Annotated in this window: 22 protein-coding genes and 1 tRNA gene; 16 read left to right on the top strand and 7 right to left on the bottom strand. The window is 53.1% G+C overall.

Translation table 11 applies throughout. The annotated features are described in order from the left end of the window. Window positions 1–3: 3 nt before the first annotated feature. From nac to J1784_RS19995, 3 genes are all read right to left on the bottom strand, one after another. A complete protein-coding gene (gene nac, locus J1784_RS20005; protein WP_217150636.1) occupies window positions 4–930 on the bottom strand; it encodes a nitrogen assimilation transcriptional regulator NAC in 927 nt (308 codons plus the stop codon). 322 nt (window positions 931–1,252) lie between these two features. Beyond that, on the bottom strand, window positions 1,253–2,038 hold the full coding sequence (locus J1784_RS20000) for an SDR family oxidoreductase (RefSeq protein WP_217150635.1): 786 nt from the start codon (window positions 2,036–2,038) through the stop codon (window positions 1,253–1,255). Window positions 2,039–2,093: 55 nt separating this feature from the next. Next, the gene (locus tag J1784_RS19995; RefSeq protein ID WP_217150634.1) at window positions 2,094–2,993 is read right to left on the bottom strand and encodes a GntR family transcriptional regulator; all 900 of its coding nucleotides are present in this window, start codon (window positions 2,991–2,993) and stop codon (window positions 2,094–2,096) included. 192 nt (window positions 2,994–3,185) lie between these two features. Between J1784_RS19995 and J1784_RS19990 the strand changes: the two genes are divergently transcribed. From J1784_RS19990 to vapC, 9 genes are all read left to right on the top strand, one after another. Continuing rightward, the gene (locus J1784_RS19990) at window positions 3,186–4,004 is read left to right on the top strand and encodes an ABC transporter substrate-binding protein (RefSeq protein WP_217150633.1); all 819 of its coding nucleotides are present in this window, start codon (window positions 3,186–3,188) and stop codon (window positions 4,002–4,004) included. Between the two features lie 46 nt (window positions 4,005–4,050). Next, window positions 4,051–4,764, top strand: a complete 714-nt coding sequence (locus tag J1784_RS19985) for an amino acid ABC transporter permease (protein ID WP_101078755.1) — start codon at window positions 4,051–4,053, stop codon at window positions 4,762–4,764. A gap of 10 nt (window positions 4,765–4,774) precedes the next feature. Next, on the top strand, window positions 4,775–5,518 hold the full coding sequence (locus tag J1784_RS19980) for an amino acid ABC transporter ATP-binding protein (RefSeq protein WP_338019927.1): 744 nt from the start codon (window positions 4,775–4,777) through the stop codon (window positions 5,516–5,518). 85 nt (window positions 5,519–5,603) lie between these two features. Beyond that, the gene (locus J1784_RS19975) at window positions 5,604–6,767 is read left to right on the top strand and encodes a M20 family metallopeptidase (protein WP_217150632.1); all 1,164 of its coding nucleotides are present in this window, start codon (window positions 5,604–5,606) and stop codon (window positions 6,765–6,767) included. A 10-nt stretch (window positions 6,768–6,777) separates the two neighbouring features. Continuing rightward, complete coding sequence (locus J1784_RS19970) at window positions 6,778–7,875, top strand: mandelate racemase/muconate lactonizing enzyme family protein (protein WP_217150631.1); 1,098 nt, start codon at window positions 6,778–6,780, stop codon at window positions 7,873–7,875. Continuing rightward, window positions 7,872–9,056, top strand: a complete 1,185-nt coding sequence (locus tag J1784_RS19965) for a M24 family metallopeptidase (RefSeq protein ID WP_238485621.1) — start codon at window positions 7,872–7,874, stop codon at window positions 9,054–9,056. The genes J1784_RS19970 and J1784_RS19965 overlap by 4 nt, the downstream gene beginning before the upstream one ends. A gap of 34 nt (window positions 9,057–9,090) precedes the next feature. Beyond that, a complete protein-coding gene (locus tag J1784_RS19960) occupies window positions 9,091–10,011 on the top strand; it encodes a dihydrodipicolinate synthase family protein (RefSeq protein ID WP_217150630.1) in 921 nt (306 codons plus the stop codon). Between the two features lie 204 nt (window positions 10,012–10,215). Continuing rightward, window positions 10,216–10,449: a type II toxin-antitoxin system VapB family antitoxin gene (gene vapB, locus J1784_RS19955; RefSeq protein WP_217150629.1), complete on the top strand. Its 234-nt coding sequence runs from the start codon at window positions 10,216–10,218 to the stop codon at window positions 10,447–10,449. Continuing rightward, a complete protein-coding gene (gene vapC / locus J1784_RS19950) occupies window positions 10,449–10,868 on the top strand; it encodes a type II toxin-antitoxin system tRNA(fMet)-specific endonuclease VapC (protein WP_217150628.1) in 420 nt (139 codons plus the stop codon). The genes vapB and vapC overlap by 1 nt, the downstream gene beginning before the upstream one ends. Here vapC and J1784_RS19945 read toward each other — a convergent pair. Then, window positions 10,854–12,056: a glutamine amidotransferase-related protein gene (locus tag J1784_RS19945; RefSeq protein WP_217150627.1), complete on the bottom strand. Its 1,203-nt coding sequence runs from the start codon at window positions 12,054–12,056 to the stop codon at window positions 10,854–10,856. The genes vapC and J1784_RS19945 overlap by 15 nt on opposite strands. A 204-nt stretch (window positions 12,057–12,260) precedes the next feature. On the opposite strand from J1784_RS19945, the gene J1784_RS19940 reads away from it, so the two are divergent. From J1784_RS19940 to J1784_RS19915, 6 genes are all read left to right on the top strand, one after another. Then, window positions 12,261–13,469: an aminotransferase class I/II-fold pyridoxal phosphate-dependent enzyme gene (locus tag J1784_RS19940; RefSeq protein ID WP_217150626.1), complete on the top strand. Its 1,209-nt coding sequence runs from the start codon at window positions 12,261–12,263 to the stop codon at window positions 13,467–13,469. Between the two features lie 150 nt (window positions 13,470–13,619). Next, a tRNA-Asn gene (locus J1784_RS19935) sits at window positions 13,620–13,695 on the top strand. Between the two features lie 132 nt (window positions 13,696–13,827). Beyond that, window positions 13,828–14,526 (top strand): RluA family pseudouridine synthase, encoded by a 699-nt coding sequence (locus J1784_RS19930; RefSeq protein WP_217150625.1) that lies wholly within the window; start codon window positions 13,828–13,830, stop codon window positions 14,524–14,526. Window positions 14,527–14,724: 198 nt separating this feature from the next. Beyond that, window positions 14,725–16,044 (top strand): shikimate transporter, encoded by a 1,320-nt coding sequence (shiA, locus tag J1784_RS19925; RefSeq protein WP_217150624.1) that lies wholly within the window; start codon window positions 14,725–14,727, stop codon window positions 16,042–16,044. Window positions 16,045–16,164: 120 nt separating this feature from the next. Then, the gene (locus J1784_RS19920; protein ID WP_217150623.1) at window positions 16,165–17,613 is read left to right on the top strand and encodes an AMP nucleosidase; all 1,449 of its coding nucleotides are present in this window, start codon (window positions 16,165–16,167) and stop codon (window positions 17,611–17,613) included. A 233-nt stretch (window positions 17,614–17,846) separates the two neighbouring features. Further along, complete coding sequence (locus tag J1784_RS19915; RefSeq protein ID WP_217150622.1) at window positions 17,847–19,277, top strand: EmmdR/YeeO family multidrug/toxin efflux MATE transporter; 1,431 nt, start codon at window positions 17,847–17,849, stop codon at window positions 19,275–19,277. Window positions 19,278–19,351: 74 nt separating this feature from the next. On the opposite strand, the gene J1784_RS19910 is transcribed toward J1784_RS19915, so the two are convergent. Next, the gene (locus J1784_RS19910) at window positions 19,352–19,828 is read right to left on the bottom strand and encodes a DUF805 domain-containing protein (RefSeq protein WP_217150621.1); all 477 of its coding nucleotides are present in this window, start codon (window positions 19,826–19,828) and stop codon (window positions 19,352–19,354) included. A gap of 91 nt (window positions 19,829–19,919) precedes the next feature. Further along, entirely contained in the window at window positions 19,920–20,990 is a 1,071-nt protein-coding gene (locus tag J1784_RS19905; RefSeq protein WP_217150620.1) for a LacI family DNA-binding transcriptional regulator, read from the bottom strand. A 278-nt stretch (window positions 20,991–21,268) separates the two neighbouring features. On the opposite strand from J1784_RS19905, the gene J1784_RS19900 reads away from it, so the two are divergent. Continuing rightward, the gene (locus J1784_RS19900) at window positions 21,269–22,525 is read left to right on the top strand and encodes a maltoporin (RefSeq protein WP_120506857.1); all 1,257 of its coding nucleotides are present in this window, start codon (window positions 21,269–21,271) and stop codon (window positions 22,523–22,525) included. 256 nt (window positions 22,526–22,781) lie between these two features. Here the strand turns inward: J1784_RS19900 and J1784_RS19895 are convergent, their stop codons facing one another. Next, window positions 22,782–23,099 (bottom strand): PTS sugar transporter subunit IIB, encoded by a 318-nt coding sequence (locus J1784_RS19895; protein ID WP_217150619.1) that lies wholly within the window; start codon window positions 23,097–23,099, stop codon window positions 22,782–22,784. Window positions 23,100–23,111: the final 12 nt, after the last annotated feature.

Raw genomic sequence — 23,111 nt, 5'->3', positions numbered from 1 at the left:
ATTTCAGCTCGCGACCAGCATCGGCTCCAGCACCGGTGCGGTTTGCTCAAAGACCAACGACAACAGAATTTTCTTCACTGCCATCGCTTCCTGCGATAACGCCAGCGTTTCAGAAACACAAAGTGAAAGCGGAACCTGAATCGCAGGGCTGCTGATGCATGACATCCAGGCTTTGGCAGGGCCGGTCATAGCGCGGGCTGCCGATTCGGGCAAAATGGTGACGCCCAGACCACTGGCAACAGCCGCCGTCAGTGTGGCGGAAGATTCAATTTCCCCGATGATATTCGCGCTCAGGCGACGCAGAGACATAGCGTCATCCACCAGGCGGCGGGTTACGTTATGCGAACGCGGCATGAACAAATTCATTTTTGCCACGTCGCTCAGTTCGACATATTTCCCCGGATTCAGCACAGAGTGCGCCCCGACGAGATACAAATCCTCTTTCATCAGCGGCTGACTGCTCAGTCCGGCGACCATATTGGTGCCGTAAAAAACCGCCATATCCATACGACCGTTGAGAACCAGGTCGCCCAGCGCCGTGCCAAAATTTTCATTCAGATACAACAAAATACCCGGATGCTGTTTACGTACCGCCTGCAACAACGGCACCGCCAGCTGAGAAGCCGCTGTGCCCGGCGCAAGGCCTACGGAAACCTGCCCGTTCAGCGACTGACCAGCATTGTTAACTGCACTGTGGATCTGGTCGCACTGGCGCAAAATCGCCTGCGCGTGGGAATACAGAATATTACCGGCTTCAGTGGGAGTGACGCCGCGCTTGGTGCGAATCAGCAATTGTTGCTGCAATTCCCCTTCCAGGGTCGCCAGTTGCTGGCTAAGTGCCGGTTGGGCGATGTGCAGAACATCAGCGGCCTGCGTCAGGCTGCCAATATCGACGATTTTCACAAAGTACTTCAGACGTCTGAGATTCATCTCTGTCTCCATCTTGCGCGAAAGGGGTAACCCCGGGCTGACGTGATTGATGTAAATAATAAGCTGGACTGATAAAAGCAAGATTTACGCCAATCTCCGGCGCGCCGTGTAAAAACGTCGGTACAAGAGGCTAACCTCTCAAAATATAAGAAAAAACGATTACGCAGAATGGGTGTGAAACAACCGGGGATGCCAAAAATGAAAGGAATTAAATGCGCTTCAAAAGAGGGATGCACCAATATCATGCATTCTTATAGGTCACGCTTATAAATTAGCAGGGTTAATAACAGAGGCGGCCACAGCCCGGGCCGCGATCTAAAAATCAGACGGATGGGATCATGCCACCATCTACGCGGATGACCGACCCGGTCATGTAAGACGCCTGCTGGCTGGCGAGAAAAGCCGCCACCGCGCCGTACTCTTCCGGTTTTCCGTAGCGTTTCGCCGGAATACTGGCGGCACTTTTCGCCGCGACATCTTCCACTGAAGTGCCTTCCCGACCGGCGCGTGCAGCGTCAAGCTGCCCCAGACGCTGAGTAGAAATGCGCCCCGGCACCATGACATTCACTGTGATGCCTTCACCTGCAACTTCGGATGCCAGCGTTTTAGACCAGCCAACCAGTGCCATACGCAGCGTATTCGACATCCCGAGATTAGCAATCGGCGCGATCACGCCCGATGAGGTACTGGTAATAATTCGTCCCCAGCCCGCATTGCGCATGTCCGGTAGCACTTTATCGGTGAGCTGGATAAGCGAGCTGACCATGGTCGAAAACTGTGTCTGCCAGGCATCCGGCGCCACACCTGACGCTTTTGTTGGCGGCGGCCCACCGGAATTGTTAACCAGAATACCGACAGCTCCGAAAGTGCGGCGGATTTGCATCAGAACATCATCGAAACTTTCCGAAGCCGTGAGATCTAACACCCAGGCCTGCGCGGTTCCGCCCTGCTTTTCGATCAGGCTGACGGTTTCCTGCAATGCGCTCAGCGTTCGCCCGCAAACCGCCACCTGCACACCTTCACCCGCCAGAGCAATGGCCATTGCCCGGCCTAATCCGCCGCCTGCACCACTGACCAGCGCCACGCGGCCCTGAATACCAAAATCCATCACATTTTCCTCTGGTTTACGTATGACAAAAATTAACTAATTTTTCATCAATGGGTTACCCAACCTTACTGACCTTGTTGAGCACCATTTGATAAGCCGACTGCAGGTGGCTGCGCATCATTTCTGCCGCCGCCTCCATTCGTCCTTCCATCACGGCGTCGATGATCGCGACATGTTCCTCGCACCATTCGCGCACGCGTTGTTTATTGGTGTAACTGCCGAACTCAAGCAAACGTCGCAGCCTGTTTTGCTGCTGAATCGCCTGTAACACAAAAATATTTCCGCTGAATTCCGCCAGCATCTCGTGGAAAGTGGCATCAGTTTCGAAAATCTGGCGGCCATCAACGGCCAGAATATCCGGATGCGTGATCAGATAAATATGCTGCATCCGCAAACGCCTCAGCGCGCTTTTATCGGCGTGGAAACCGGTCGCCAGCATCGCGCCCGGTTCGATCATCAGACGAAAACCGTAGCCGTTGCTCAGCGCCACATCGGTATTCAGCGTCGGTAAAAACGACCAACCGTGCCCTTTGTTGCGGGCGATCAACCCGTCCTCCGCCAGACGCAACAAAGTCCGCGCCAGCACACCACGATCGACGTCATAACGCTGGGCGATTTCCGTCTGCGTCAGGGAATCCGGTAATTTGCCACCAATGCGGTCTTTCACCAGTTGCTCGTATAAATCCTGATCGCTGCTGGCGGGGATATCAATGCTGATGCGCTGGAGTTCGTCAAACGCCTTTAGCAGGAAAAATCCCTGATTCCGCCTCGCCTCGATAATCCCTAATTCACACAATAATTTCAGTGCAGTACGCACCGGAGTACGTGAAACGCCGAGCATATCGGCTAACTGTTGCTCCCTGAGATGATGACCTGGCTCAAATTTTGCTTCACGTATCAGGTCAAGGATTTGGTTTGCCAGACGCCTTCCGCTGGCTGTCGTAGTTTGGGTCATGGAATAGCAGCACCTGAAAGTATTTATTGTTTAGGTTTGTACAATATCACAAGCCTTGAGGATGGTGAAGCTTGGTTGTAAAGCCCCCAAATCGTGCAATTAATGCACCAAAAAAGAGCCTTGACTCACAAATTTAATTGTATTTAATGAGACACAAAGAGCAATCCTGCTCATGGGAAACGGGAGTCTGTCATGTCAAAAAAAGCTTTATTGCGTCGATATGCCGCCATCTCTCTGGCCGCTATTTGCCTGAGTGCTCCGCTGTTCAGTCAGGCCGCCGCGCCTGTTCTGGTCAGCAAAGGTCAGCTGACGTACGGCACTGCCGCCACGTTCATGCCTTTTGAATTTACCAAAGACGGCAAACTTACCGGTTTCGATATCGACCTGATCACCGCCCTGTCTGAAAAGCTGGGTTTGAAACCCGCGCCAATGTCGATGGAATTCAAAGGATTGATCCCGGCATTACAGGGCAAACGCCTCGATATCATTAACTCTGCGATGTACATCAATCCGACCCGTTCTGAGCAGGTGGATTTTGTTCCATACCTTAAAATCGGCAGCCGCGTCATTGTGGCAAAAGGCAATCCGGAAAAAATTACCGGCCGTGATTTGTCCCTCTGCGGCAAAAACATCGCCGTGACGCTGGGCGGTATCGAAGAAAGTCAGGCGCGGGCAGATAACAAGAAATGTCTGGATGCCAATAAACCGGCGCTCACCGTGCTGACTTTCCCGGCTGCAACGGATTCCGCGGTCGCAGTGGCACAAAAACGTGCTGATGCTGAATTTCTTTCAACGCCGGGCGCGGTGGCGCTGCTGAGCGAAAAAGGCGACACCTTCGAAGCCGTCGGCGCTGAATTTGAAGCAGACACGCACATCGGTTTTGCCGTACGTAAAGGTGATACCGAAACGAAGTTACTGCTGGAAAAAGGCCTTCAGGACGTCGTGAAAGACGGCACTTATCAGAAAATCATCAGTAAATGGCAGTTCCCGGCTTCAGTGTCCATTTTCTGAATCCGTGATGTTAAGAAAAACGTTGCCCTGACGTTGAGGAAAGTTCATGTCGCTTGATCTTGTTTGGCAATACCTGTTCTCACCGGCGTTCTTTCAGGGCGCATTAATGACCTTGTTGTTAACGGTGTGCTCGTTGTTCTTCGGCATTATTGCAGGGTTGATCCTGGCCCTGCTTCAGGAGTCCCGCTTCCGGGCGGGCTCCGTTCTGGCCTTCTTTTATCTCTGGCTGTTCCGCGGCACCCCGGTGCTGTTCCAGATTATTTTCGTTTACAACGTTCTGCCGACTTTCGGTCTGCGCTTCTCGGCGTTTACCTGTGCGGTGATGGCGCTGTCATTAAATGAAGGCGCGTATATGGCAGAGATTTTGCGCTCCGGTCTCCAGGCCGTGCGCAGCGGCCAGCGTACCGCCGGGATGGCGCTCGGCATGACCCAGAGTCAGATCATGCGCAAGATTGTTCTGCCACAGGCCGCGCGGATTGTGTTGCCGCCGATGGGCAATCAGATGATCAGCATGCTGAAATCCAGCGCACTGGTGTCGGTGATTGCCGTGCAGGAACTGCTGCTTATCGCCAACCAGACTGCCAGCGCCAGCTTCCGTTATTTTGAAGCGCTGTGCGCCGCCGGGATTTACTACCTGGTGCTGACCTCGATCTTTATGGTCGGTCAGGCATGGCTGGAACGTTCGCTGGATCCGAAAAAGCGTAAGAAACCTGCACTGTCGCTGACTGAACGCCTGCTGCGCAGCAGCACGCCAAACTGAGGAGAAGCCCGTGAATAAATCCAAACCAGTTCTGGAAATCATCGGCGTCGATAAACATTTTGGCGCACAACATGTTCTGAAAAACTGCTCCCTGAATGTGGTTCAGGGCGAAACCGTGGTGCTGATCGGCCCTTCAGGATCAGGCAAATCCACCCTGCTGCGGTGCATTAATTTACTGGAACCGATTCAGGGCGGATCGATTTTCTTCCGTAACCAGGACATCACCCACGCCAGTATGGAACCGCATAAATTACGCCAGGACATCGGCATGGTATTCCAGAACTACGAACTGTTTTCACATCTGACCGCCGCCGAAAACATCATGCTTGCGCCGATGACCGTGCTGGGCGTCAGCCGCAGTGAGGCCGAAGCGCAGGCGCTGGAACTGCTCGGCAAAGTGCGTATTCCTGATAAAGCTGATTCCTTCCCCGATGAGCTTTCCGGTGGCCAGCAACAGCGCGTTGCCATTGCCCGCGCACTGGCGATGAAGCCCAAACTAATGCTGTTTGATGAGCCGACGTCAGCGCTGGATCCGGAAATGATCCGCGAAGTCCTCGACGTGATGGCCGACCTTAGTGCAGAGGGCATGACCAGCATTGTGGTCACCCATGAAATGGGCTTCGCGAAACGCGCAGCCAACCAAATCGTCTTTATGGAAAACGGCGAAATCATCGAAAACGCGACCGGCGAAAAGTTCTTCGGCGGCGACGTTAGCCTGCGGGCGCAACGTTTCTTAGATCAAATTTTACATTGATCACTTTTAGCACCACTGAATCCCTCACTGCGCTCTCACCAGGGGCCCGGTTTTTGCCACAAAAACTGTATTTCAGGAGACACCGATGAGCCTTTCATCGCCCGATATCAGCAGAATGAAACGTGACCTTGCCGCACTGGTCGCGATTAACACCGAAAACCCGCCGGGACGCGAACGCGAAGCAGCGGAACTTATCAGCGCCATGCTCAGCGACATCGGTTTCGACATGACGCTCAGCGAATACGCACCGGGGCGTACCAACGTGATTGGTCGTCTGGAAAATGGGGCGGGCCCGTGCTTTGCCTTCAATACGCACATCGACGTCGTCCCTGCCGGTGAAGGCTGGCAGCAGGATCCGTTCACCCTCACGGAGCGCGATGGCCGGTTGTATGGTCGCGGAGCCTGCGATGCCAAAGGGCCCCTGATCGCCATGATTGAAGCCATGCGCTGGCTCGCCGCCAACCGTAATGACTGGAGCGGCACGCTGATGGCGATATTTGTTGCCGACGAAGAAGTCGCCAGCGAAGGCGCGAAGTTTTACGTCCGTGAAGCTCCCGCGCATATCGATTACGTAGTGATCGGCGAACCGACGTCCAACACCACCTATTCGGCGCATAAAGGCAGTTTGCGTCCGTTAGTTCGCGTTCATGGTGTCACCGCGCATTCCGGCACACCGGAACTGGGCGAAAACGCCATTTTCCGCGCCGCGCAACTGCTCGGTCTGGTGGAAGAAACGCACGAACACACCGTTCGCTGCCGCTGCCATCCGCTGGTCGGCAACGCCAGTCTGACCGTGACCCGCATTAACGGCGGCCATGCCGACAACGTTCTGCCGGGTGCCTGCGAATTACTGCTCGACCGCCGCATGGTGCCGGGCGAAGACGAAGACGCCGTGAAAAAGGAAATTCAGGATTTACTGCAACTGGCACAAGACAAATTCGGTGTTCGCAGTGAAATCATCACCTACAAACCGACCACCGGCGGCGCGACAGAAACCGACTCTGACGATCCGATTGTGCTGGCAGGCGTCGAGGCCTGCGCCGCACAAGGCAATCCGGAACCCGGACCGTTCGGTTTTCAGGGCGGATGTGACCTGGTGCATTTTCGCAGCCTTGGCACCAAAGGCATCATCATCGGCCCCGGTTCGCTGGCGGTCGCGCATAAGCCTGATGAATTTATCCCGATCGACGAATTCGTCGCAGGCAGCAGAATTTACTGCGATGTCGCACTGAAAATGCTCAGGTGCTGAGGGGAAAACGGTGAAAGCTACGTTGTATCGCGCCGAACTGCGGTATCCGCATCTGCAACTTTATACCGCCTCATCGGGCAGTGTGCCGGGGCTGGATCAGCTGTATCTGCTGCTTGAAGACAAAAACTTTAACGGGCTCGGCGAAGTGCGTATCAACATTGCGTATCTCAACGGCTACAGCGCAGAAGAGGTGCTGCGCGATGTTGTCCGTGCGCTGCGCCAGCTGGATCTCAGTCAGACAGCCAGCACGCTTTTAATGAATCTGCCGCAATCACTGGCAGATTTTCTGGCACCCACCCGGATGCTGATTGATATCGCTTTGCATGATCTTATCGCCCGCCAGGAAGGCATCAGCGTGGCGCAACTTGCCGGCGCGGTAAACAGCGAAACGGTAAGCTATCACACCAACCAGACGCTGTTCTGGACGCCGATGGATCAGATGCTGCAACAGGCGACAGCCTATGTTGAGCGCGGTTTTACCCAGCTCAAATTGCGGGTGGGCGTGGCAACCTTTGCACAAGACGAAGCACGGCTCAGCGCCCTGCGCCGTCGCTTCGGGTATGAAATCAGTTTGTCCGCCGATGCTAACGGCCAGTGGCAACCGGAAGAAGCGCACAGTCATTTACTGGCGCTGGCGAAATTCGAAATGAGCTATCTCGAACAGCCGGTTTCCGACGCTCATGCGCACCATTATCCGGCGCTGGCAGATATCAGTCCGATGCCGCTGATGCTGGATGAAAGCATGAGCAGCGAGGCAGATTTAGAACGCATTTTGCAGCTGAAGGGCAAAATTATGGCCCATCTCAAGCTGGTCAAAATGGGCGGCATCGCGCCAACGGTGGCAGCTGCAAGGCGTCTGAACGCTGCCGGAGTGCCGTTTATGATTGGTCAGATGAACGAAGGCAGTGCCGCCACCGCCGCCGCGCTGCATGTTGCCCGCGCCACCCAGCCGGCTTATGCCGAACTTTACGGTGCCGACGGGCTGGGCAACGACCCGGTTCAAGGCCTTTCCTATCATCAGGGGGTAGTCAGCAGCCAGCCGGGCGCGGGACTTGGCGTCCGCTTTACCCCTTCCCAGGCAGAATTTATTCAGGAGTTTGAACAATGACAGCAGCATCATTGCCCGATCTGGGCCGCGTCGTTCCTGGCGCAGAATCCGCCTTTCGTGAAGAAGAATATGTGCAGCGCATTGCGAAAGCGCGTCAGTTACTGGTGAAAGCCGGTCTGGACGTGATGGTCATCACCGGGCCGGAAAACATCTTTTACCTGACCGGCCAGCAAACGCCGGGCTATTACACCTTTCAGACGCTGGTGCTGCCGGTAGAAGGCGATCCGGTTTTTGTTATCCGCCAGCTGGAATATTTCAACTTTATCTCCAACACCTTCATCCGCGACGCCGCCATTTATACCGATGGGGATAATCCGGTGAATTTCCTGCTCGATGTGCTGAAAGCGCGTGGCTGGATGAAAAGCCGGATAGGTATCGACAAGCGCGGCTGGTTCCTGCCAGTTGCAGTGTATGAAGCATTGCAGGCTGAAATCGGCACTATTCACGATGCAGCCGGTGTTATCGAACAATTACGTGCGGTGAAATCTGCCGCCGAACTGGAAAAAATGGCGCACGCTGCCCGTTATGTGGATGCCGGTATGCTGGCAGGCCGCGCGGCGATTGCCGCCGGTGCCACCGAGAACGATCTGGTTTCCGCCATGATGGGCGCGGCCATTGCCGCGGGTTCCGAATATATGGGCATGGAACCACTGGTTTCTACCGGTCCGCGCACCGGCGTGCCGCACGGTACGTGGCGTCGCCGTAAGATTCTCGAAGGCGACCCGATTTTCCTCGAAATGGCCGCCACTCACGACCGTTATCACGCTGCCCTGATGCGCTCCGCCTGGTTGGGTAAACCACCCGCCGTGGCATTGGAAATGGAAAAAGTCTGTCAGGAAGCATTGCAGGCCGCGCTGGATGCAATTCGCCCCGGAGCCACCTGTGAAGCGCCGCATCTGGCGTGTCAGGCCGTTATCGACCGCGCCGGTTATACCGACAATTTCAAAAAACGCACCGGTTATTCCATCGGTATTTCATTTGCACCGGACTGGGGCGAAGGCGCAATCCTCAGCCTTTACAGCGGTATCACCACGCAATTACAGCCAGGCATGACCTTCCACATTCCGCCTGCACTGCGTATCTACGGAGAATTCACCGTCGGTGTCAGTGAAACTATTGTGGTAACCGAAACCGGCTACCGCGCCCTCGGCACGGTGGATCGTCCGCTGACCTTACTTTGATTTAGCTTTTAACAAGATTACGGGAACTGAATAAATGAAAGACATCAGTGAAAGTCAGGCGCGCCTGAAAGGTATTTTTAATATTACCGTGACGCCTTTTACCGCCAGCGGCGAGTTTGATTTCGCGGGGCTGTCGCGCAATATCGAACGCGTAATCAGCATGGGCTATGACGGGGTTTTAATCGGCGGCACTTACGGTGAATTCCCGGCAATGACCGCAGACGAACGCGCCATGCTATTTCGTCATGTCATGGAAGTCGTCGGTGATCGCGTCCCGGTCATGCTATGCAGCGCCGGTTCCGACGCCCGTGTAGTACGCGATTTAACCCAACTGGCAGGTGATCTCGGCGGTCTGCCAATGGTGACTCCGCCGTTTGTGTCAGAAGTGACAGATGCGCAAATCATCAGCTTCTTCAAACAGATGGCGCCGTTATCACGCACCGGTATTCTGGTGTACAACGCGCCGGGCATCGGCATTACTTTACCGCCTGTGGTACTGGAACAGCTGGCCGATATCGATGGTGTGGTGGGCATAAAACAAGGCGACCTGAATCCGACGGCTATTGATCAGATTGCCAACCGGCTCGGCGGACGGCTGCGCCTGTTCTGCGCTTCCGATCTGGCATTTTTAGGGCCGATGATGTGCGGTTTTGACGGCATCAGCACTACCAACAGTGGCGCGCTACCGGAAATCATTCTGGCTACCTACCGCGCACTGGAAAACGGCGATGCGAATACCGCACGCGAACTGCACGGTCTTTGGTATCCATACCGTGCCCTCGCACGCCGCTATGGTCAGCCGCAACTGGTGAAAGCAGCCATGAACCTGCGCGGTTTTGACGGCCACCATGTGCGCGCCCCGCTGATTGATCTTGATCCTGAAATCGTCGGGCTGGTGGAGCAGGAACTGCTGCGACTGGCTGCGGATCCGCGTTCCGGCGTCACCCTCAAGTAATGCGCATCGGTAAAAATCCCGTCTGAGCAGGCGGGCATTTTCTCTCATTACCTCCGTTTTTCCGGTACATCCCGCAAATCTGGCAATGACATTATTTATGTCCTTGCCATCACCTTTCGACGTATATACCTTTGCACTATATTTTTCAGGCGAGTACTATTTAAGCAGGTTTTCGGCTTAAGCAACTTACTGAGGGATAACGACATGCCTAAAGGCACGGTATTTTTGAACAACAGAACGCAGAGCGTACGTATTCCGGCAGAGTGCCGTTTTCCTGACGAGGTAAAAATCGTGACGATAAGAAAAGTAGGGAATTCACTGGTTTTAACGCCAGCTGATAACACATGGGATAATTTTTTCTTCAGCGAATTGCGCGTGACAGACGATTTTATGGAAGAGCGCGCATCACAAGAGCAGTCTGAACGGGATACATTTTAATGCTGACCTATCTGCTGGATACCAATATTGTCATTTACATACTCAAACGCAGGCCGATGAGCGTGCTGGCTAAATTCAACCAGCACGCCGACCAGCTGGCGATTTCGATGATCACTTATGCTGAATTACTGCACGGCATTGCAAAAAGCAGCAGCCCGACCAAAAACAAAGTGGCGGTGGAGGAATTCGTCTCTCATTTACGTATTGTTGATTACGACCAGAAGGCGGCCGCACATTACGGACATATCCGCGCCTGCCTTGAAAAATGTGGCAGTCTGATTGGGGTGAACGATATCCATATTGCCGCACAGGCCCGTAGCGCGGGCATGGTAATGGTCACCAACAATATGAATGAGTTCACACGCGTTGACGGACTCCTGACGGAGAACTGGGTTGGCCCCTCCTTAACTGCGCTTTAAACCTGCCGCTTTTAAAAACGCTATCAGCAACGGATGCGGTTTCACGCGCAATGACGACAGCTCCGGATGCCCTTGTACCCCGATATAAAACGGGTGATGCATGAACTCAATACCATCGGCAATTTTCCCGGTGGAGTCCGTCCCGCTGATGCGCAGTCCATACTTCTCCAGATCGGGTTTGAGTTCAGGTTTAAGATGAAAGCGGTGGTTATAACGCACGGTAAATTCATCGCCGAGGATGTCATTTAGCCTGCTGCCAGGGCGACAATGCATCTGATAATCCCCAAGGCGGTGAACCGGAAATGTCGGCGTATCCGTCAACGGTACAAACGTTTTAATTTCGGCATCCGGATCGGCTTCTGTCAGATTCGCTTTCATCGAACCCAACATTTTCTGCACGATGGCCGTGGTCATGGTTTGCATGCCCAGACAAAGCCCGAGAACAGGAATATTACGGTTCAGCGCATAATGCGCCGCGCAGGTTTGCCCGGTCACATTGCACATGGCCGAGCCTCCCGGCAGCAATATGCCATCGACGTTTTCCATTACCTCATGCATATGATCTTCCAGCGCCTGCGGTGCGGCGTACACCATGTCCAGAGATAAAGACAACGCATCTGCAGCGTCACCCAGAGCAGCCAGTGTGGCAGGATAAATGCTGCATTGGTCTGACTGAGTGCCGACCAGCGCAATGCGCAATGACGGTCCGGTCTGTGGCGGCATGTTCTGATTTATCCAGCGCCCGTAGCGGTCACGCCACCAGCATCCCGACGTTTCATCGGTCTGTCCGTGGCGGCTGAATACATAGCCCTGATTGGCGCGCTCAACCGTCACCAGCTCATAATCCAACAAGTTATCCCGCACCTGTCTGGCGATTTGCGTGAACTGGATAATCTGCATCGGCCCGAGCGGAACAACCACATCCTGCGTGCCGTATGTATTAAGCAGGCCTTCCAGCTCCATGACTTTTCCGGCGCTTTGTGGATTCATCCGCTCAGTCCACAGCAATCCACTGGTCATCAGTTGTCCTTCACCGATGACGTGCTGACAGGCATCCGGATAACGTGCGATATCCCAACTCACCGGCAGGTGGGCTAACGGTAAATGTTTTTGTGCTGCCAGTATTGCCGCCATCGCCCCGTACAACGATGGCTCAGGTGTGTCATGTGCGACAAATATAAAAGACATAAGACAACCTTGAAATATAAAAGGAAAGTGACGGCACTTCGCAGGCTTCGGATCCAGCCATATGAGGTGCCCTGCCATTTCCACCGGTAAAATGCTGCTCAGCGCGAAGAAATTATGAGCAAAGCAAAAAGAAGAATGGTAAGTTTAAATTGGTTTTAATGATTCACATAATACAATTTTGTTATTGTTCAAACAGGGGAAACAATGTCTGCTGAATTTCTTGCACCACGTTTACGTCGGGTGCGCCCTTCGCCGACAGCGGCGATTTCCGACCAGGTTCGCGCATTTACTGCTTCTGGTTTTGATGTGATCAACCTCGGTGAAGGTGAACTCGATTTTGATACACCCCCACATATTAAGCAGGCAGGCATCGACGCGATTGTACAAGGTGACACAAAATACACCGCCGTTGCCGGTACCGCCGCATTAAAACAGTCCATCATTACTAAGTTTAATCGCGAAAATGGGATCAGCTACCGTGCGGACGAAGTGATTGCAGGCAGCGGAGCCAAGCAATTGATCTTCAATGCACTTTTAGCCACCGTTTCTTCCGGTGATCAAGTCATTATTCCTGCGCCCTATTGGGTTTCTTACCCTGATATGGTGGCACTGGCAGAAGGTGAGCCAAAGATCGTCCCTTGTCTGGAAAGTCATGGCTGGAAGTTGCAGCCGGAAGATCTTGCGACAGCAATTACTCCGCAAACCCGCTGGGTTATCCTCAACTCGCCAAATAACCCAACGGGCGCAGTGTATTGCGCGAAAGAATTAAAAGCGCTGGCCGCCGTTCTGCTGGATCATCCGCATGTGCTAATTATGGCGGATGATATCTATGAACAAATTTGTTTTACCTCCGGTGAATTCGCCACGCTGGCACAGGTCGAGCCGCGCCTGAAGGATCGCATCCTCACGGTCAATGGCGTTTCTAAAGGCTATTCGATGACCGGCTGGCGGCTGGGTTATGCCGGAGGCCCCGCCTGGCTGATTTCTGCGATGCAAATTTTGCAGTCGCAAAGCACGTCAAATCCAAGCTCAATATCTCAGGCTGCGACCGTTGTCGCTCTTGAACAGGGCAGCGAATTCATTACACAGTGGATTGAAATTCTGGCACGCCGCCGTGCCCTGATTATGAACTGTGTTAGCGCCATTGATGGTCTGAGTGCTGACATTCCGCCTGGTGCTTTTTACGTGTTTGCCAATTGCCAGGGAATGCTGGGTAAGACGATGCCTTCCGGTGAGGTTCTGAGCACGGATGAGGATTTCGCCGCCTATCTGCTAACGTCCGCTCACGTGGCGACACTTCAGGGTTCAGCTTTTGGCGCTCCAGGATATTTGCGCATCGCGTATGCCATCGATGACAAGCGTTTACAGGAAGCCTGCGACCGTATAACCCGCGCATGCGACGAATTACGCTGATTTTCAAAAGGTATGACTGAGCACAAAAACGGACCCTTTTGACTCTATTGTCAACAACTTGACCAAAGTATCAGCAAACGAACACATTTATAGAGTTTCCCCTTTGACATGCCACGGGGCAGTCGCTATTATTCGCCCCGTTCCAACGATTCCTCTGTAGTTCAGTCGGTAGAACGGCGGACTGTTAATCCGTATGTCACTGGTTCGAGTCCAGTCAGAGGAGCCATATTAGAAACGCCCGCTTAAGGAAACTTAAGCGGGCGTTTTGCTTTTGTGTTTTTTGCATCTGTCCGGTTAACGTCGCCACCTGCTTTAAAATTCGTTATCATCCGCTCCCACTCTTTCTCCGGTTAGCCTGATGTCTGCGATTATTGATACCTTTATTGCCCCGCCCTGCCATGAAACGATCGAGATCCTCTTTCAGGACGAGCATCTGGTGCTTATCAATAAACCCTCCGGATTACTCAGTCTTTCGGGGAAAAACCCACAAAATCTGGATTCTGTTCATCACCGGCTGGTAAAGCTATTCCCCGGCTGCACCCTGATACACCGTCTGGATTTTGGCACCTCCGGCCTGATGGTGCTCGCACGCAACAAAGCGATTAATGCCGCCCTGTGCCAGCAGTTCAGCCAGCGTGCAGTGACCAAAGTTTACAGCGCACTGCTCTGCGGTCATCTCGAGCAAGACGAAGGGACGATAGACGCACCGATTGCCAAAGACCCGGCGCTGTTCCCGCTGATGTCGATATGTGCCGTCAACGGCAAGCCGGCCCGCTCAGGTTACCGGGTGGTTGAGCGGTTTTATCATGAGCGGGAAAATGGCTCATCACTGCCTTTAACGCGGGTCCAGCTGATGCCGGAAACCGGGCGCACTCATCAGCTTCGCCTCCATTGCCAGCATCTGGGTCACCCTATTTTAGGTTGTGATCTGTATGGCGGCCTTTTGCAGCCCGGCACGGAACAGACTCCTAGACTGATGCTGCACGCCAGTGAACTGCACTTTGTTCATCCCGTTAGCCAGGAGCGGGTCGCAGCCAGCAATATCAGTCCGTTCTGAAAATCTAAGCCTCTGTAATGCCCCTGATCCGCACTCCCCCCAGCGTTAAATTCCCCTTCTTCCTGCAAAAGCGTTTTTAACCTGGCGATTGACGCTGTAGTCTCAGTAGCGGTTTTATTTAGCAACCGCCAGATAAACCCCCTTTACCTATTTTAATAACTAAAAAGTTTAGAAATCTGAGGAACAGACAGGACAATTATGGACTCCATGCTCACTGCCCCCCGCCCCGATGAGGAGACACCTTCCTATAACCGTGCCCGCCGCGCTGCCTGGGGAAGCTTCGTCGGAGCAGTCGTTGACTGGTTCGATTTTTTACTTTACGGCATCACCGCAGCGCTGGTGTTTAACAGCGAGTTCTTCCCGCAAATCGATCCAGCAATGGGCACGCTCGCGGCGTTTGCCACCTTCGGCGTTGGTTTTCTGTTTCGACCGCTCGGTGGCATTGTCTTCGGCCATTTCGGGGATCGTCTGGGCCGTAAAAAAATGCTGATGATGACCGTGTGGATCATGGGGATCGCTACCGCGTGTATTGGTATTCTCCCCTCATTCGCGACAATTGGCTGGTGGGCTCCGGCGCTGCTGGTCAGCCTGCGTGCTATTCAGGGGTTTGCAGTCGGTGGTGAATGGGGCGGCGCAGCGCTGCTGGCCGTTGAAAGTGCGCCATCCGGTAAAAAAGCCTTCTACAGCAGCGGTATCCAGATGGGTTATGGTGTCGGCTTGTTACTCGCGACCGGCCTGGTATCTCTGATAAGCAGCCTGACAACGGATGCCCAGTTCATGAGCTGGGGATGGCGTTTGCCGTTTCTGTTCAGCGTTGTGCTGGTGCTGGGCGCACTGTGGGTGCGTAATGGCATGGAAGAATCAGTCGAGTTCGAACGCGCTCGGGAAGAACAGCCCAAAGAAGCCAATAAAAGCTTACCGGTATTCGAAGCGCTGTTTCGCCACCCTGGCGCCTTTTTGAAAATAATCCTCCTGCGCCTGTGCGAATTGCTGACGATGTACATTGTTACTGCGTTCGCACTCAACTACTCGACGCACAATCTGGGGATGTCGCGTGAACTGTTTCTGAATATCGGACTGCTGGTCGGCGGTATCAGTTGCCTGACCATCCCGCTGTTCGCCTGGCTGGCAGACCGCTTCGGACGTCGTCGCATCTACATCACCGGCGCATTAGTCGGCGCACTGAGCGCTTTCCCGTTCTTTATGGCGCTGGAAGCCCGGTCAATTGTCGGCGTGGTGATCTTCTCGCTGCTGCTGGCAAATATCGCCCACGATATGGTGGTTTGCGTGCAACAGCCGATGTTTACGGAAATGTTTGGGGCGGGTTATCGCTACAGTGGCGCGGGTGTAGGTTATCAGGTGGCCAGCGTGGTGGGTGGCGGGTTTACGCCCTTTATTGCCGCCGCGTTACTGAATTTCTCAGGGGGCGCATGGCATTCTGTCGCCATCTATCTGATGGCCGGTTGCGTACTCTCGGCCCTCACGGCGATGTTTATGAAAACGTCTCAGCCGCACTGAACCGCGAACCTGTTAAAAAAGCATCATCCGGCTCATCTGACCGAATAAAACATTGGCGGCACGGGCCGGACAAGCCATATTTAAAGTGACTGATGATGAACGAAGCACAAAGGAAAACGCATGGATAACAAGTCCCTCACCGCTTCGCAGGCGATTGAGAAGCTCGAAGAGATGTACAACTGCTCTGTGGCCGCATTACGGGTGGCGATTAAAGACTTCATCGTTGAGGGGACGCTGCCTGAAAGTAATGCGCGTGCCGCCGGACTGTTTGTTTACCCGGAACTGCGCGTTACCTGGGACGGCGTAACGCCTGCTAAAAACCCGACACGCGCCTATGGTCGTTTTTCCCATCCCGGCCGTTATGCCAATACCATCACACACCCTGAATTGTTCCGTCATTATCTGCTGGAGCAGCTTTCCCTGCTGGAAGATGAATATGACGCGGTGATAGAAGTCGTCCCTTCCCAACAGGAAATTCCGTATTCCTACGTCATTGACGGCTCAGACCTGATGCTCGACCGTTCAATGAGTGCCGGACTGGCGAAGCATTTTCCAACCACTGAACTCTCGCAAATCGGCGATGAAACCGCAGACGGCCTCAGTTATCCCGGCGATATCTTCCCGCTGTCGCATTTTAATGCCCTGCGCGCTGATTTCTCGCTGGCGCGCCTGCGTCATTACACCGGCACGCTGATTGAACACTTCCAGCCGTATGTGCTTTTCACCAACTACACCCGTTACGTCGATGAATTTGTAAGCTGGGCATGCGCGCAGATTGCCGATCCTGACAGTCCTTATGAGGCGCTGGCGTGCGCGGGCAGCGTATTCATTACCGCTGAGACGCAGAATCCGGAACAGGCTGTGTCTGATCTGGCCTGGAAAAAGCATCAGATGCCGGCTTATCACCTGATTGCCCGCGACGGCGCAGGCATTACGCTGGTCAATATCGGCGTCGGTCCGGCGAATGCCAAAACCATTTGCGATCACCTTGCCGTTTTACGTCCGCACGTCTGGCTGATGATTGGTCACTGCGGCGGATTACGTGAAACGCAGTCGATTGGGGATTACGTTCTGGCGCACGCTTATCTGCGCGATGATCACGTTCTGGACGCCGTTTTGCCACCGGATATCCCGATCCCAAGTATTGCCGAAGTGCAGCGCGCGCTGTACGACGCAACCAAAAAGATGAGCGGAATGCCAGGTGAGGAAGTGAAGCAGCGACTGCGCACCGGTACCGTTGTAACGACTGACGACCGCAACTGGGAATTGCGCTACGCCGCTTCGGCACTGCGCTTTAATCTCAGCCGCGCCGTCGCTGTCGATATGGAAAGTGCGACAATTGCCGCGCAGGGTTACCGGTTCCGCGTACCTTATGGCACGTTGTTGTGCGTATCGGATAAGCCATTACACGGTGAAATCAAACTGCCCGGCCAGGCGAACAAATTCTACGAAGGCGCCATCTCAGAACACCTGCAAATTGGTATCTGTGCCATCGATCTGCTGCGCGCCGAGGGCGATCATCTGCATTCACGCAAATTGCGCACGTTTAATGAGCCGCCGTTCCGCTGAAAACTGCTCCGAATTCCCCTAAATAGTTCGGGTTGCAGGAAGGCGGCAAGTTTGATAATCCCGATGAACTTACATTCAGTAAGTGATTCGGGTTATTAAATGTAGCCAACGCATCTGCGGCACGAAATATGACGGGGAATTAAGGATTTCCCAAAAAAGACTTTGCATATTGCGAAGTCTTTTACCATCATAAATTAAAACGCTGTTCTACTTTCTTCCACACTGGAACTCTCTTGCAAAACGTCATCGTCTCTTTGCGCAAAGCCATCGAGCGCACGCCCTGGTATCCGAAAAGGCGTTCTTACCGTACTTTGTTCTGGCGCGAAATCACGCCCCTCGCTGTGCCTATCTTTTTTGAGAATGCCTGCGTCCTGCTGATGGGCGTGCTGAGTACTTTTCTGGTCAGCTGGCTGGGCAAGGAAGCAATGGCAGGTGTTGGCCTCGCTGACAGCTTTAACATGGTGGTGATTTCGTTCTTCGCCGCGGTTGATCTCGGGACTACGGTGGTCGTGGCCTTCAGTCTGGGAAAACTTGATCACGAACGCGCCCGCGCAGCTGCACGTCAGTCGCTGGCCATCATGACGGTTTTCGCCGTACTTCTCGCCATACTTCTGCAGTTTTCCGGGCATGTGATTATCGACATGATTGCAGGCAATGCGGAGCCGGAAGTCAAAGAACTGGCGCTTTCTTATCTGCAAATGAGTAGCTGGAGTTATCCGGCGGCGGCCATCGCGCTGATCGGTTCCGGTGCTTTGCGGGGTGCCGGGAACACCAAAATCCCGATGTTGCTGAATGGCGGGATGAACATTCTTAATCTGGTGATCAGCAGCGTGCTGATTTATGGCTGTTTCGGCTGGCACGGTCTTGGCTTTATCGGTGCCGGTCTCGGGCTGACGATTGCCCGTTACATCGGGGCGATTGCGGTCATTTTCGTGCTGATGGTCGGATTCAATCCATCGCTGAAAATCTCGCTGAAAAGTTATTTTCTGCCGCTTAACACCAATATTTTGCGAGAAGTGCTGGGCATCGGTATTCCGGCCAGTATTGAATCGGTGCTGTTTAACGGCGGTAAACTGCTGACGCAGGTTTTTGTCGCCGGTATGGGCACCAATGTTATTGCCGGTAACTTTATAGCCTTCTCGATTGCCGCATTGATTAACCTGCCGGGAAATGCGCTGGGTTCCGCGTCTACCATCATTGTCGGCACGCGTCTGGGTAAAGGGCAGATTGCACAATCCGAGCGCCAGCTGCGCCATATTTTCTGGTTATCAACTTTCGGGCTGTGCGTGCTGGCGTTCCTTTCCGTGCCGTTTGCCGGTTTGCTCGCACGTTTTTACACCAACGAACAAGATGTCATCGACGTCGTAAAAATTCTCGTCTGGCTTAACGCCGCCTTTATGCCGTTCTGGGCGGCTTCCTGGGTATTACCTGCCGGACTGAAAGGCGCCCGTGATGCGCGCTTCACAATGTACGTATCGATGCTCGGCATGTGGGGTTGCCGTATTGTGGTCGGCTATTTCCTCGGAATTGTTCTCGGCTTTGGCGTGGTCGGCATCTGGCTGGGGATGTTCCTCGACTGGATCGTGCGCGGGATATTCTTTTACTGGCGCATGGCGAGTGGTCGCTGGCTGTGGAAATACCCGAAAACGAAAAGAACTGAATAATTGCGGGACTGAAAAACGGGAAGAGTTTGCCGCGCGGCTGGCGGCAAACCTGGTATGACGTAAAAGGGCTGACGTTACTCCACAATCCGGGACTGTACTTCCTCCGGCGGCCGGGACTTCTGGCAGCAGAGGTAAATCATGACCAGCAGCGGAACCCAGCCGAGAAGAATACCCAGCACGATGGTGCCATTCGCATAGGTTTCAGGGCTGGCATATTGTTGCAGGATCATATTGAGTAAACGGGACACGATCCCCGCCAGATAAACGCCGCCAAACCACCAGCCTGAGCGGTTAATATCATGCATACGGCGGATGCCGACGGCCAGAATCGGCAATGCCAGCGCCAGCGCGTAAAGGGTATAAGCCATACCGGCATACATGACACCGTACGGATTGCCTGCCAGCGCCAGAACGGTCGCCACTGTCCCGGTCAGCAAAATCATCAGCAGAATATTAACTAAGGTGAATACCCAGAACTCTTTGCGGGTCGCCCGCCCTTCAAATTTTACGTAGCCTTTCCAGCCCTGTACAAAACACTGCCATACAGACATCAGCTCATATCCTTTTGTTTATCATTCGAAATCTTTCATATCTTAAACGTAATTAATAACATTCTGAAATCATTATTTGCCCGTGTCTGTTTCACTGACCGCGTAACTGCCGCGCCAGACTATCGAGCTGATCGGCTATCTGATTGAGATCTTTATCCTGCACACCCGGCGCACTTGTGGAGTTGCGAACCACCAGTCGGGCAGGCAGCACTTTCGAAGGCATATCTTCTTTCTCCTCAGCCAGCAAATGCTCAACCGCTTCTTTGCTTTGCAAATCGAGATCCAGCGAAACGGTGGTCAGTGCCGGATGGAAGAACGCGCTGTCGTAGGTGTCATCGTAGCCCACGATTGAAACCTGCTGCGGGATAGCGACATTGTGCTGATGCAGAGCGCTGATCACGCCCAGCGCCATCTGGTCGTTCCCGACAAGAATGGCGGTAAATTGCGGCGTTTCGCGCAGCATCTGCAATGCACTGTAGTACCCACTTTTTGCGCTCCAGTCGCCATGGATAACCGTCACCGGCACAATGCCCTTCTCTGCCAGCGTTTCCTGCCAGCTTTGCAGGCGCAAACGTGAAGAAACCGAATCATCCGGCCCCGCCAGTAAAGCAAAATCCCGATGACCGAGACCGAGCAGATATTCCACGCTGGCACGTGAACCGTCGGCTGGATTGAAACAGACATTGAATACCGGACTGGTCGGATCGACATCCAGAAACAGGCAAAGAATGTCGCGATTGTTTTCGAAGATGCGTTCAGCTTCGGCGCTTTCCAGCGGAATGTTGATGATGACCTTTTCGACGCGCTGCGATTTCAGCTCATTAATGGAATCCTGAATGCTCTGATTCACATCCTCATCAATCATGGAAATCAGCACCTGGTATCCGGCCTGATGGGCATATTTTTTGACCGACGCAGCAATCTGAGAAGGCGCGTGCAGCGCCAGAGACGTGGTCACCAGCCCGAGCGTAAAGCTTTGTTTTCCCACCAGTTGCTGAGCCAGCCGGTTTGGCACATATCGCAGGACTTCAATCGCCTGCTCGACCTTATGGCGCGTGGCGTCTGAGACGTTGGCCGACTTGTTTAATACCCGCGAAACCGTCTGATACGAAACACCGGCATAGCGGGCAACATCTTCTAATGTCGAACTTTTTGATTTCATTCTTTCCCCAGCGTGCAACCCGTGATGTAGCCCAATCTCATGATAATCCAGCCAAAGTACGGGATCTCATTTAAAAGTTCAATCTGAGGCAACGCCTCACCCATAAGTTATACGTTAACATAATGCATATTCGTGATTTAAATCACCAAGCGTTTATTTTAAACACACAAGTTATGGATCTAACTCACAATTCAGAATGTGCAAAATTGATCATTATTGTTTCTGGGTATCTTATAGATTCCGTTAATGTGAACGTCATACAATTATAAGGAAAACAAATGAAACACGATTTACGCACTCTGGCTGTGGCGGTTTCCCTCGCCCTCACGGCAGCTCCTGCAGTGGCAAACGATATTGATTTTCACGGGTATCTCCGTTCCGGACTTGGCGTTTCCGGTGGCGGCAGTCTGGAGCAATTCCAGAAAAACAAAGTCGGTCGTCTGGGCAACGAAAACGACACTTACGGCGAAGTGGAACTGGGTAGCGAAGTTTATAAAAAGGACGACGTCAGTTTTTATGTCGATTCGATGGTCAGCATGGTTTCAGACGGTTCAAATGATGACGAAAGTACCGTCAATGACGACGCGCAATTTGGCCTGCGTCAGCTGAATCTGCAAATTAAAGGGCTGGTACCGTGGGATAAAGATGCGGTCATCTGGGGCGGTAAGCGTTATTACCAGCGCCACGACTTACACATCATCGATACCAAATACTGGAACATTTCCGGTGCTGGTGCGGGTATTGAAAACCTGAAAATGGGCGAAGGTGCGTTGTCTCTGGCGTGGATCCGTGGCGATGCTAATGACGTGGATTACCGCGTGGATGGCAATAACGACGTGAACATCAACTACATCGACGTGCGTTATGCCGGTATCAAACCGTGGAGCGGCGCGTGGATGGAAATCGGTGCCGACTACGCCATGCCAAACCTGTCGCATGACCAGAAAGAGTACGGCGGCCTGTACGACGCGGATAACGGCGTGATGCTGACCGGCGAAATCAGTCAGGATATGTGGGGCGGTTACAACAAACTGGTGTTGCAGTACGCCAACAAGGGCCTGGCACAGAACATGATTTCGCAGGGCGGCGGCTGGTACGATATGTGGAACTACACCAATGACGCCACCGGTTATCGCGGCATCATCACCGGCCTTATTCCGATCACCAGCAAGTTCAGTCTCAACCACGTTCTGACTTATGGCCATGCCGAAAACATCACCGATTACACCGACACCACTGAGCTGGTTTCTCTGGTGGGTCGTGCGCAATACCAGTGGACAGATTATGTGCGTACCATCGGTGAAGTCGGTACGTTCTACCAGAAAGACGATTACAAAAATGGTTCGAACTACAAGCAAGGCGGTCAGAAATACACGCTGGCGATGGGTCTGGCAGCGGGTCCGGAGTTTATGTCCCGTCCTGAACTGCGTGTGTTTGCGTCCTATCTGAATGATTCTGAGCATGGCAATACGTTCGACGATCATACTAAATCAGATACGTGGAACTTTGGGGTACAAGTCGAAGCCTGGTGGTAAATTTCCTTCATTCTTGTAGCTGTTGCTGCGTTGGCTACAACTCCAATAATTTTGGAAATGTGAAGTAATATTGTAAAAAAAGAAATATCCTCATTGTTATAAAGCGACAGACAAAAACTTAATTTCTCTTGTAGGGGATCGTTACGTTTTTTCTCCGCACAGCAGCATCATTATTATATTTTATACAAAGCAGAAACAATAAAGGCAGCCTTGTGTCGGGCTGCCTTTATTTTTGACGTTATTTAAATAAAAAACCTTAATGACCTTTTAAGCCAAATTTCTCAGTCATTAATTTCTTCAGGCTGTCGGATTGCTTGCCAAATATGGCGTGCACTTCCTGACCGATGATCACCACGCCAATCGCGCCAGTCTGCTGGATAGACCCAGAGTTCACACGTTTCAGTTCCTTTACCGTCACCCGCAGACGGGTAATGCAGGCATCAACGTTAACAATATTATCTCGTCCGCCAAGTGCCTCGATTAATAACACCACATCGGTGGATGGCGGGATATCATTTTCAGGGGTTTTATTCTTCGCAGAGAATACATGCATAAAGTCTTTAATATTTACCATGATGAACACTCT

Source organism: Rahnella ecdela (genome assembly GCF_019049625.1).
Lineage (GTDB): Bacteria > Pseudomonadota > Gammaproteobacteria > Enterobacterales > Enterobacteriaceae > Rahnella > Rahnella ecdela.
This window is presented reverse-complemented; position numbering and strand designations above follow the sequence as displayed.

What these genes read in the sequence shown, in the direction of transcription:
- nac (WP_217150636.1), bottom strand. Translation starts at nt 930, where the DNA reads ATGAATCTCAGACGTCTGAAGTACTTTGTGAAAATCGTCGATATTGGC.
- J1784_RS20000 (WP_217150635.1), bottom strand. Translation starts at nt 2,038, where the DNA reads ATGGATTTTGGTATTCAGGGCCGCGTGGCGCTGGTCAGTGGTGCAGGC.
- J1784_RS19995 (WP_217150634.1), bottom strand. Translation starts at nt 2,993, where the DNA reads ATGACCCAAACTACGACAGCCAGCGGAAGGCGTCTGGCAAACCAAATC.
- J1784_RS19990 (WP_217150633.1), top strand. Translation starts at nt 3,186, where the DNA reads ATGTCAAAAAAAGCTTTATTGCGTCGATATGCCGCCATCTCTCTGGCC.
- J1784_RS19985 (WP_101078755.1), top strand. Translation starts at nt 4,051, where the DNA reads ATGTCGCTTGATCTTGTTTGGCAATACCTGTTCTCACCGGCGTTCTTT.
- J1784_RS19975 (WP_217150632.1), top strand. Translation starts at nt 5,604, where the DNA reads ATGAGCCTTTCATCGCCCGATATCAGCAGAATGAAACGTGACCTTGCC.
- J1784_RS19965 (WP_238485621.1), top strand. Translation starts at nt 7,872, where the DNA reads ATGACAGCAGCATCATTGCCCGATCTGGGCCGCGTCGTTCCTGGCGCA.
- J1784_RS19960 (WP_217150630.1), top strand. Translation starts at nt 9,091, where the DNA reads ATGAAAGACATCAGTGAAAGTCAGGCGCGCCTGAAAGGTATTTTTAAT.
- vapB (WP_217150629.1), top strand. Translation starts at nt 10,216, where the DNA reads ATGCCTAAAGGCACGGTATTTTTGAACAACAGAACGCAGAGCGTACGT.
- vapC (WP_217150628.1), top strand. Translation starts at nt 10,449, where the DNA reads ATGCTGACCTATCTGCTGGATACCAATATTGTCATTTACATACTCAAA.
- J1784_RS19945 (WP_217150627.1), bottom strand. Translation starts at nt 12,056, where the DNA reads ATGTCTTTTATATTTGTCGCACATGACACACCTGAGCCATCGTTGTAC.
- J1784_RS19940 (WP_217150626.1), top strand. Translation starts at nt 12,261, where the DNA reads ATGTCTGCTGAATTTCTTGCACCACGTTTACGTCGGGTGCGCCCTTCG.
- J1784_RS19930 (WP_217150625.1), top strand. Translation starts at nt 13,828, where the DNA reads ATGTCTGCGATTATTGATACCTTTATTGCCCCGCCCTGCCATGAAACG.
- shiA (WP_217150624.1), top strand. Translation starts at nt 14,725, where the DNA reads ATGGACTCCATGCTCACTGCCCCCCGCCCCGATGAGGAGACACCTTCC.
- J1784_RS19920 (WP_217150623.1), top strand. Translation starts at nt 16,165, where the DNA reads ATGGATAACAAGTCCCTCACCGCTTCGCAGGCGATTGAGAAGCTCGAA.
- J1784_RS19910 (WP_217150621.1), bottom strand. Translation starts at nt 19,828, where the DNA reads ATGTCTGTATGGCAGTGTTTTGTACAGGGCTGGAAAGGCTACGTAAAA.
- J1784_RS19905 (WP_217150620.1), bottom strand. Translation starts at nt 20,990, where the DNA reads ATGAAATCAAAAAGTTCGACATTAGAAGATGTTGCCCGCTATGCCGGT.
- J1784_RS19900 (WP_120506857.1), top strand. Translation starts at nt 21,269, where the DNA reads ATGAAACACGATTTACGCACTCTGGCTGTGGCGGTTTCCCTCGCCCTC.
- J1784_RS19895 (WP_217150619.1), bottom strand. Translation starts at nt 23,099, where the DNA reads ATGGTAAATATTAAAGACTTTATGCATGTATTCTCTGCGAAGAATAAA.